Below are 9,902 nucleotides of genomic sequence, written 5' to 3' on the forward strand. Positions count from 1 at the left end.
ATTTACACGGGCAGCGGCGTGAAGCTGCGCACGGGCACCACGGAGGTCGAATTCGTCCGGAACCCCGTGCCCACAATTGGAATCCGGCTGGACGATGGGCGCAGCTGCGAGCTGTTCACCTGGTTCGCCCCGATCGGGGGCGAAGAGATCGCCTCGCACAACCTGCTGCAACTCCTGCGCGGGTCGCGATCCCTCGGGCTTGACCGGTTCTCCACCAGCAAGGCCCTGCTTGCGGATGGCGGCGTGGCAAAATCGGACCGGTCCCCGCTTCTGGAGGCGGTCAGCGCGGTGCCGCTGCGCGGTCTGGTGAACGTCACGCGGCTGTCGCTGCAAAGCGCGGTGCTGGAGCCGCTTCGGGCGCCGGATCTCGGGGACGGGGCGAAAGATGCCGCCTTCGGTTTCGCCCGTCTCGACATTGCGGAGGAGATCTCCGCGATCCTGAAGGACCGGCCCGCCACGGGGCCCAAGGAGGCCGCGATCGAGGCGCTGGAAAACTGGTTGGCCGAAATCGAGCCGGCGAAGCTGATCGGGACGAATGGCGGCGAACATGAGCCGGGCGCGACGAGCGTCATCTTTGCCGGTCAGGTCGCGGTGGACCGCCCATCGACGGCGGAGTTGCGGGTCGAGGCGCGCTGGACGGATTGGACCGACGACGTCAGCCGACCCGCGCGGCGCCATGAGCCGCCCGAAGGCAGCGGCGCGGACCACGTGCATTTCCTGCGTCCCTTCAGGCCCGCAGAGCCAGAAGGCTGGTCCTTGCTGGAGGGCACCGCGACACGGGTCGCCAATTCCGACGCTCTCGCGGGCGAGCCCGTGGACCTCCTGCTGGATGAGGAGGGTTTGCCACGTTGCCTGATACATGATTTTCTCGACACTCGCGCGCGGGAGATGGAGGTGCGTCTGGTCGCGGTCTCCCGGCATGCCGGCCGGTTCACCGAAACGGACGATCCGGATCGCTTCGAGCTTCGCGGCAAACCCACGCGGATCAGCGTGCCGGCCAGCGCGCGACCGCCGCAGCCGGTGCTGGCCGAAGACATGTTGCCCATATTCCACGAGGCGCGCAGCAGCTTGTCCAGCGACGGTTTCGACGGTCGGCGCCGCTCGGGCGTGCGCATCGAACGGTCCACCTCGCTGCGTTACTTCCTCAAGCGTCCCTGGTTCGAGGCGGGTGCGGGACAACAGCTTGCCGTGCTGCTCTGGGACGGGGCTTTGTTCGACCCGCAGGCGGCATCGAAGGTCAATTCCGCGGCGACGACCCCGGACAGCATCCCGCCGAAAATGCGCCCGTTCGTGAGCCTGCACGGCCGCGATCCCAAATTCGCCAGCGCCAGCCTGCCGGACTTCCTGACCGGCGCGGATTTCATTAACGACGTGGATCGCGTCGCGGGTCTCGCCCTGCCGGATGTCGCCCTGCCGGAGCAGATGCCGGATGGCCAGAGCCTGACGGATTACCGGGCCTCTGCCGCGCTCTTCGACCCTTATCTCGACCGCACCCGCGACATCTGGCTGGTCGACATCACGATGGCCGCGCGCAGCACATACATGCCCTTCGTGCGCCTCTCCCTCGCGGCCTGCCAGCGCAACGCATTGCCCGGGCTGAAACTGTCCCGCCCCGTCGAAGGCTGGGGACGGATACCGCCGCGTCGCGACTGCACGGTAACCGTGGGATACAATACCGACCGATCGCTGGACGGGCGTGTCCGGATCGCCGTCGATGGCGGCGCCTATACCCAACGGGAGCCCGGACCCATGCTGGCCGATCATGTCGCACAGACGAACACGCCCTGGCTGGAGGTCATCTTTCTGGAGCGCGTCCCGAACCGAACCGGCTCGGGCGGTTGGGTCAAGGTTGCAGCCACCCCGGCGGACGGACGCAACTTCATCAATCCAAGGGTCCACCAGACCGGGGCGGCGGATGCATCGGTCTCCGACAAGCTCTGGGATTTTCAGACTGCACTGCCCAATGCGTGGCGGGACGGGAAATCCGCGCGGGAGCGGGCGGTCCTGCTTCGCGAGTACGAGCGTGTCGCCTCTGACGCGGATGGGCCGAAAACCGGGGATGAAGGCATCGCCGATGGAAGGGTCATAGAAATCGTCGAGGGGTTCGCGGTCTCGCCGGATGGATTGTCTTCGGTCATCAGGGGAAAGACGACGTTGGCCACCCTCGTGACGTTGGAGGAAATCCTTGGGAACCAGGGCTAGGCGGCGTCTGCAATTAGCTGATCCAAGCCATGGCGCATGCTAGGTCGACGAAGGCTTTGAAAGATGAGACGGTCTTTTCGCAGCGCAGGGAGGACTCTCGCCTTTCGTGATGACAACCGGCGCAAGGGCAACCCGTCGCCGGGCGAGGTTGCGGGGCTCGGCACCTTCGAACAACAGGCGATGACGATCGGACCAAACACCTGCCCCGCAACAAGGCATGCCGCTTCCTGCCCGACGCAGTGCAGGTCTCATACACGAACGGCCGCAGTCGGACACAAATGCCCTGCCAGAACCTTTGCCAAGGACGGTGACAAGACGCATAATTTGAAACGTATTTCCCTTGAACCCAAGGGTCACGTCCCACGGAGAGGTGTAACTCCGGGTAGTGCCCTTGATGGCGTCCGCGCCTATCACGAGGCGCTGTAGGATGGCATCAAGGGCGCGGTGGTCATCGGTGAATTTTCGGTAGGGTCGGGTTGCGAAAGCCAACCTGAACCGAAGGAAGACTCCGATGACCAAACCCATGATGGACCTGAGAGAGCTGGTGGAGAAGAGCGCAGATGCCGATCTCCTGCGCGAGATGATCGGTTTCGCCGCCGAACGGCTGATGGAGCTGGAGGTGGGCGCGAAGACCGGTGCCGACTATCACCAGAAGACCCCGGAACGAAAAGCGCAGAGAAACGGCTATCGTGTGTAGATCGGCATGCAAAATTGACCCCAGTTACGGGGTGATCGGCGTCCAAAAGTGACCCGCCTGGCGATTGTGATCAGAAGCTTCCTCAAAAGCATGAGGGAGCAGTCAGGGGATGTTGGTCGTGGAGACGATAGCGAAGATCAGACGTGCGCATTTCATCGACGGCAAGTCGATCAAGCAGATTTGCCGCGAGCTGTCACTTGGGAATGGGTAAAAGCTGGGGGTTATGCCGCCATGTTGGACTTGCCCGGGAAAAGTGGAGAGCACCAACTGAGGAACCAGGAGGTGTTCTATGTCCAACGGGAAAAGACCGACGCCGGAATTTCGGCGTGAAGCGGTGCGACTGGCGCTGACAAGCGGGCGCACGCGAGGTGAAATCGCCGACGATCTCGGCATCGGTCTCTCAACGCTGACACGTTGGGTGAGGCAGGATCGCGACGCAGAGGAGCCTGTTGAGGACCAGCCCGACCTGCGGGCCGAGCTGAAGCGGCTTCGCAGGGAGAACGCGGTGCTGAAGCAGGAGCGCGATATCTTTAAAAAAGCCGCAGCCTTCTTCGCGAAAGACGCAAGTCGATGAGCTTTGCCTTCATTGAGGCGGAGAAGGCCAGCTTTCCCATTCACCGAATGTGCGAGACTTTGGGTGTCAGCCAGAGCGGATTCTTTGCCTGGCGCGACCGCCCGGCCTGCCAGCGTCAGCGGCAGGACATGGTCTACCTTGCCCATATCCGCACGGCCTTCGCCCTGTCGAATGGCACCTATGGTAGCCCCCGGATGCATCGGGATCTCGGCGACGACGGCCACCGGATCGGGCGACACCGCACGGCCCGGATGCGGGAGAATGACCTCGTGGCCCGTCAGAAGCGGCGGTTCAAGCGGACTACGGACAGCGAACACGCCTGGCCAGTCGCGCCTAACCTGCTCGCGCAGGACTTCGAAGCCGAGCAGCGGGATCGCAAGTGGGGCGCCGATATCCCCTACATCTGGACGGCGCAGGGCTGGCTCTACCTCGCGGTCGTGCTCGACCTCCACTCGCGGCGGGTCGTCGGTTGGGCAACGAGCGACCGGCTGAAGCGCAGCCTCGCTGTCGAGGCTCTGCGGCGCGCCATTGTGAACCGCGACCCTGCGCCGGGGCTGGTTCATCATTCCGATCGAGGATCGCAATACTGCTCCGTCGACTATCAGGCCGAGCTTCGAAAACGCGGCATCCTGATCTCGATGAGCGGCAAGGGGAACTGCTATGACAACGCGATGGTCGAGACGTTCTTCAAGACCATCAAGTCGGAGCTGATCTGGCCGGTCGCCTGGCAGACCCGCCAGCAAGCCGAGAACGCCATCGCCAGATACATCGACGGGTTCTATAACCCCGTCAGGCGGCACTCATCGCTCGGCTCCCTAAGCCCCATCGCATTCGAGCGCAGGGTCCGCGAAGTGAACTAAGCGCTCTCCACTAAAAACGGGCAAGTCCAAGTTGCAGTTGGGCATCCCGGAGGGGACGCGTTCCAGATGCAGACAGTAGCTCCACAGACCCTCTTCCTGCTCGAGGGTCAGGGCTTTCACGTTGTAGCGGTGAACGTAGCCGGGGAAGCCGGACAGCGCCGGCGGGGCAGCGGGGACAAGGCCCTTTGCGTTCAGCGCTGCCACGATCATATCGTGGTAGCATTGCATCGGGTCCGGGTTCTGGGCGATGCGGGCTGTGTTGAGCTGGAACATATGTAATCTTTCTGTAGCTGTCGGCAGGGTACGGCCGAATTGAGGATGGGTCCCGTGGCAGGAAGACTTCCTACGAGGGGCAAGGAGGAAATGGGATCGATCAGGAAAGGGCGGAAACACCGAGCTGCCGGGGCCGCGAGGTATTCTCGACCTTGCAGGTGTTCGCCTGTGTGTCCCGATCCGCAGGCTTCAGGCGGTCCGATACCGGGGGCGCCTGTCCGCATACTCGAAGGGTAGCTCGCGCACGCCGGTCAGGACTTCGACGACGATGGCGGCCGCATGGTCAAAGGCCGCGCGCCGGGTCGGGAGGATGAGATTTTCCCGCGTGGTGAGGACATCGGGGTCGCCGAACGGCATGTCGAAAATGACATTGCCGATCCAGCCATCTCCTTTCTGCACAAGTTCGATCCCTGCGAGCCTGTCTGCGGTAAATTGCGCGGGCAGACTGTGGACCGGCTTGTCCTCCGGGATGAGGCCGCGGGCAGCCAGGGAGTTGGTCACTGCCTCCAGCAGGGTGGTGGCGGGAGAAGCAGTCGTCGCGGTGGAGTTCTGAAAGTCGAGCAAGGTAGGCCTCTTTTTGACACTGATGCGGAAAGCCGCAGGGATGAGGCCGATCAGTGGTCGGAGACGTCTCGCCCTCGAAAAGTAGGTAGGTTCAACGAATTTTGAGGAAAAACGACTTCCGCGTACTTTTTTTGAAATTTCCTGGAGAACAAGATGTGGAGCCCGGGCTTGCACATCTTCGTCGAGGAAAACCTGGCCGGACGAGGTGCTCGACAAGATCGTCCGGCCTGGGCGCGGATATTGAGAACCTCGTCAACCTCCCATCCGATTCTACTCGTCGTAGTTCGTTGGAGGACCTCTTAACCTCGTCGGTCGATCGCCGTAAATCGATCCGTGATCTGACATGCCCGGACTGCGGCGTAAATTTGAACCGTTTTTCACGAATAATACCTATTCAAGAACATTTTTCATGTGCTAGGAACGGATTTCATGGACGCAACGCTCTGCTGCAAAAATTCACGCCAAGGGAACGGAATTCATGCCATCGGATCAACAGGTACTTTTTTCGGGCCCGAGAACCGTTTTTCAGGAGCGTCGCCTTCCTGAGACCGCCACCTTGGCAGGCTACAGCGCACTGATTGACGCCTACAGATTATCTGTGCCACTGCCCCGCAAACTTTCGGCAACCGGGAACCATCACCGGATCGTTGAGGATGAGGTTTGGCGCATCCTGACGCCGCGACACGCCCCGAGTGCAGAACTGGATGGCCACCTCACCTTCGCTCTCAAATACGAAGGGCTTGATCTTGCTGTCCTCGCGAAGCTGTTCGCGGCCACCGGGCCTGACGGCATTGTTGACATCGTGCGCAAAAAGCCGACCGGCAGCTACGCAAGGCGCATCTGGTTTCTGTTTGAATGGCTAACGGGAAGCCGACTGAATCTGCCAGATACAGAGGGCGGTCGCTACGTGCCTGTCGTTGATCCCGACCAACAGTTCGCGACGGAAGGGGAAAACGCTCCCCGATATCGCGTCAAAAATAATCTGCCGGGAACCAGAGACTTCTGCCCGCTGGTCTTTCGCACGCAAAAGCTAAACGAGTTCATCGCGATGGACCTGGCCAGTCGAGCCCGCGCGGTCATCGCGGACCTCCCCCGGGACTTGCTCGCGCGGACGGCTGCTTTCCTTCTGCTCAAAGACTCACGTTCCAGCTACGCGATCGAAGGCGAGCGTCCACCACAAGACCGAATTCAGCGTTGGGGCCGTGCGATCGGCGAGGCCGGTCGCCAGCCGCTCGACCGCGATGAGCTGCTACGACTGCAACGGATCGTCATAGGTGATGCCCGGTTCGTCAAGCTGGGTTTCCGCGACGAAGGCGGTTTTGTTGGCGAGCATGACCGCGAAACAAGGATGCCGTTGCCTGATCATATAAGTGCCCGGCATGAAGATCTTCCGTCCCTGACTGACGGGATGATCGCTTTTGATCACGGTGCGTCTCGGCACTCTGACCCGATCGTGTCCGCTGCAATCCTCGCATTCGGTTTTGTCTACATACACCCGTTTGAAGACGGTAACGGCCGGCTGCACCGCTACCTGATCCACCATGTTCTGGCGGAACGCGGCTTCAACCCACCAGGGGTGGTCTTTCCGGTGTCCGCCGCGATCCTAGAACGCATAGATGAGTATAGAACGGTTCTTGAGAGCTATTCAGCACGACTGCTGCCGCTCATCGAGTGGGAGCCGACGGAAAAATTCAACGTTCGGGGCTTGAACGACACAGGCGATTTCTACCGCTTCTTCGACGCAACGCCACACGCAGAATTCCTCTATTCATGCGTCCAAAAGACAATCGAAGAAGACCTGCCGTACGAGACAGCATTCCTTCGAAATTACGATGCATTCCGCAACCAGGTCGAAGCCATTGTTGATATGCCTGGCCATACCATCGATCTGTTGTTTCGCTTCCTTCAACAGAACGGAGGCACCCTGTCGCGTCGCGCCCGAACCAATGAGTTCAAGGAATTGACCGACGACGAAACGGCGCGGATCGAGCACGTCTTTGCAGAAACAATGATTTAGATCGAGGTGGCCTGGGACTGATGCCGGGTTTGAATGGGTCACGTCCGTCAAGGTGGTGTAAATTGCGAGATGGCCTGAGGTCATGATCAGGCGGCTTTCGTGGTAATGCTGAGAATGGGGTCGATCTCCTCCTTGTCGATCTGGTCTGGCCTGTGGGACAGGCTTTGTATCATACTCCATGCAACTCTCTGTATTCGTACAGAATTTGCACTTCGTTTGTGAATCCACCCGGCTACAAACTCATATCTCATAATGAAGTTTATGTTCAATATAATGCAATTCGATCTCGGCATGCATTTTCGTAGCCATATCCGCTATCCAGAAAAGAGTTTGTAGTTCGCGCCAATTTTCACTGACCCCAGAAGAATAGTTGCAAACGGCGATTTTTCTTATTTGAACTCCTTGCATGTGAGTTGGACGCCCACGCGCATGGCTTCGCAATGCACCGCCGTTGCGATGACGGGCTGGATCAAGCCAGAACTAAAAACGCTACACCTCCGAAAGCCAGTCCGGAAGCCAGAGTAAATGTCCAGCCGGGCCGTCGTTCTGTGCGAAAGACGACGCCCGCCAGCCACGCGGCGAAGAACATCTCGACCGACGCGATGATGGCAACTGTGGCCACTCCGGCGTAAACCAGCGCGAAGAACAGCAGGATCTGTCCGATGGAAATTCCCGACGCCGCCGCTAGCTGCCAGCCGGTAGGCCGTCGCCGCACCGCCGCGAGCTGCGCGGCGAACTCCCGCGACACTGGCGCGGCCAGGCAGTAGAAGGTTATCCCCGCACAGGCGCCGATGGCAGTGCCCAATAATGGGTCGGGCAGGCCCGCGATCCCCAGCTTACGCGCCACATAGGACCCGCCGTAGCTGGCGGCGGACACCACAGCCAGCACGCGCCCGGTCGTCCGCGCCGCCCCGCCCCACGCGCCTTCGGCGCCCCCGGCCACCGGCGGCGCTGTTATCCAGACGATGGCGATGCCCGCGAAGATGAGTGCGAAGGCCGCGACGATCTGCGCGCTCAGCCGTTCGCCCAGCACAACGGTGGCCAACACCGTGGCAAAAACCGGGATCAGCCGGCGCAGCAGCGACGTTTCAATAGCACCCGCCAGTTCGATGGACCGAAAGAACGACACGCGGCCCAGCACTGTGGCCAGCAGTCCCGCAAGGCAGAACGCGCCAACCCCCGCCCACAGCTGCGGCGACGTCGCGGGCAGCGGCGGGCCGACGAACAGCCACGCTACCCCCGAACTGATCGCGGTCAGCAGCACTGACAGCAGCACAGCAGTGCCGCGCCCGCCGTTGGCGCGTGCGTCTTTTGTGGCTGCGACCGACGCGAAGGCATAGCAAAGCGCCGACAGCACGGCGAGCGCGGCGCCCAGCGTGGCGGAAGAGCTCATCGGTCGCCCATGTCCTCGATCCTTTCGCACAGCGCCTGCGCCGCTGTGACCCCCCGACCAGTGGCACACGACATCTGTGGTAGGAGCGCCCATTCCAGCATCCACGCCGCACCCGAGCGTTCCTGCTCGTGGATCAGCGCGTGCTGCATCCCTGACAGCGCCCCCGCGTTCAGCCGCGCCAGCGTCACCAGCAGCTCGGCCAGCACCGGGTTCGACTTGTGGGGCATGGCCGATGATCCGCCGCCGCCCGTGATGCGGATATCGTCCAACCCCTGCTGCGCCATCAGCGCAATGTCCTGCCCCATCTTGCCAAGCGTCCCGGCGATGCCCGCCAGGCAGGCCGCATAATGCGCCACCCCGCCCCGGTCGCTTTGCCACGCGTGATCGGGCGCCGACAGTCCCAACCGCGCCCCCATGGCGTCGGCGATGGCCTGAGCTTGGTTTCCGAAGCCGTGGCGCGTGCCGACCGCGCCTCCCAGCTGCAACCGCTCGACCCCCGCGTGCGAGGCGTCGAGCCTGCGCGCCTGCGCGGCCAGCGGCGCGCGCCAGTCGCGCAGCCTATCGGCCACCCGGATGGGCAGCGCCGCCTGCATCCGCGTCCGCCCCATGAGCGGGCGATCCCCGAACCGTTCTTCGAGACCGCCGAGCGAGCCGTCCCGCGTGCACAGCCGCTGCGCCAGCAGGCCCGAGACCGATTTCAGCGTCAGCGCCAACGCGGTGTCCATCACGTCCTGCGACGTGGCGCCGTAGTGGATGGCCTCCTTGTGCGCAGGATCGGCCGCGCGCCAGCGGCGCACCAGCGCCGGGATCGGCAGGCCGTCGCGGGTTACGTCCTCCGCTAGAGACGCTGGATCGATGACGCAGGCCTCCAGCATCGCTGCGGCGGCAGCACCATGGCCCGGTGGCACCCGGCCCGCGGCCTCCAGCGCGTGGGCCAGCGCTACCTCGAACGCGGTGTAATGGGCCAGTTGCGCCTCGGGCGACCACAGAGCTTGCATATCGGCATCGCCGAACAGGCCGCCGAGCCACGGATGGGTGAAGACGTCGCTCACCCCAGCCGCCCGTGCATATCCGACACCAGTTCCGCAACGCGGTCGGGCCACTCCAGGCAGGGCGGATGACCCACGCCCTCCAGCGTGACCAGAGCGACGCCGCGAATACCCCTGGCAAGGTCGGCGACGATTTCAGGCGGGGTCGCTAGATCATCCGAGCCGGCTATGCACATCACCGGGCAGCACAGGTGCGGCAGCGCTGCAGAAAGATCCGCGTCGCGGATTGCCACGCAGGCGGCGCGATACACTGCCTGCGGCGCGCGCGCCAAC

8 protein-coding genes and 1 pseudogene are annotated in these 9,902 nt (G+C 62.6%); 4 read left to right on the forward strand and 5 right to left on the reverse strand.

All coding sequences use genetic code 11. From position 1 onward, the window contains the following. The 3 genes and pseudogenes from A3764_RS09410 to A3764_RS09430 all read left to right on the forward strand — a co-directional run. On the forward strand, positions 1-2,202 hold a 2,202-nt coding region (locus A3764_RS09410; protein ID WP_236628157.1), incomplete at its 5' end, for a hypothetical protein. Between the two features lie 511 nt (positions 2,203-2,713). Next, positions 2,714-2,893: pseudogene (locus A3764_RS09415) on the forward strand (transposase); the annotation flags it as partial. 295 nt (positions 2,894-3,188) lie between these two features. Then, positions 3,189-4,333, forward strand: a protein-coding gene (locus A3764_RS09430; RefSeq protein WP_443069047.1) for an IS3 family transposase whose coding sequence is annotated in 2 segments (ribosomal slippage) — positions 3,189-3,461 and positions 3,464-4,333 — 1,143 coding nt in all. Because the reading frame shifts where the segments join, the coding sequence is not laid out codon by codon here. On the opposite strand, the gene A3764_RS24630 is transcribed toward A3764_RS09430, so the two are convergent. Together A3764_RS24630 and A3764_RS09440 are read right to left on the reverse strand one after the other, a co-directional pair. Continuing rightward, positions 4,289-4,606 carry a hypothetical protein gene (locus A3764_RS24630; RefSeq protein ID WP_068101163.1) on the reverse strand — a complete coding sequence of 106 codons (318 nt, stop codon included), beginning with the start codon at positions 4,604-4,606 and terminating at the stop codon, positions 4,289-4,291. The genes A3764_RS09430 and A3764_RS24630 overlap by 45 nt on opposite strands. Positions 4,607-4,795: 189 nt before the next feature. Beyond that, positions 4,796-5,170, reverse strand: a complete 375-nt coding sequence (locus tag A3764_RS09440) for a hypothetical protein (RefSeq protein WP_067923151.1) — start codon at positions 5,168-5,170, stop codon at positions 4,796-4,798. 478 nt (positions 5,171-5,648) lie between these two features. Here A3764_RS09440 and A3764_RS09445 point away from each other — a divergent pair, with 478 nt between their 5' ends. After that, positions 5,649-7,187, forward strand: a complete 1,539-nt coding sequence (locus A3764_RS09445; RefSeq protein ID WP_082851038.1) for a Fic family protein — start codon at positions 5,649-5,651, stop codon at positions 7,185-7,187. A gap of 469 nt (positions 7,188-7,656) precedes the next feature. On the opposite strand, the gene A3764_RS09450 is transcribed toward A3764_RS09445, so the two are convergent. The 3 genes from A3764_RS09450 to A3764_RS25120 all read right to left on the reverse strand — a co-directional run. Next, on the reverse strand, positions 7,657-8,580 hold the full coding sequence (locus A3764_RS09450) for a DMT family transporter (protein WP_067923158.1): 924 nt from the start codon (positions 8,578-8,580) through the stop codon (positions 7,657-7,659). Then, the gene (locus A3764_RS09455; RefSeq protein ID WP_082851045.1) at positions 8,577-9,632 is read right to left on the reverse strand and encodes a 3-carboxy-cis,cis-muconate cycloisomerase; all 1,056 of its coding nucleotides are present in this window, start codon (positions 9,630-9,632) and stop codon (positions 8,577-8,579) included. The genes A3764_RS09450 and A3764_RS09455 overlap by 4 nt, the downstream gene beginning before the upstream one ends. Further along, positions 9,629-9,902, reverse strand: a 274-nt coding sequence (locus A3764_RS25120; RefSeq protein WP_236628159.1) for an alpha/beta fold hydrolase, incomplete at its 5' end; no start/stop codon positions are given. The genes A3764_RS25120 and A3764_RS09455, both read right to left, overlap by 4 nt.

It is taken from the genome of Sulfitobacter sp. HI0129 (assembly GCF_001635395.1).
Classification (GTDB): domain Bacteria; phylum Pseudomonadota; class Alphaproteobacteria; order Rhodobacterales; family Rhodobacteraceae; genus Sulfitobacter.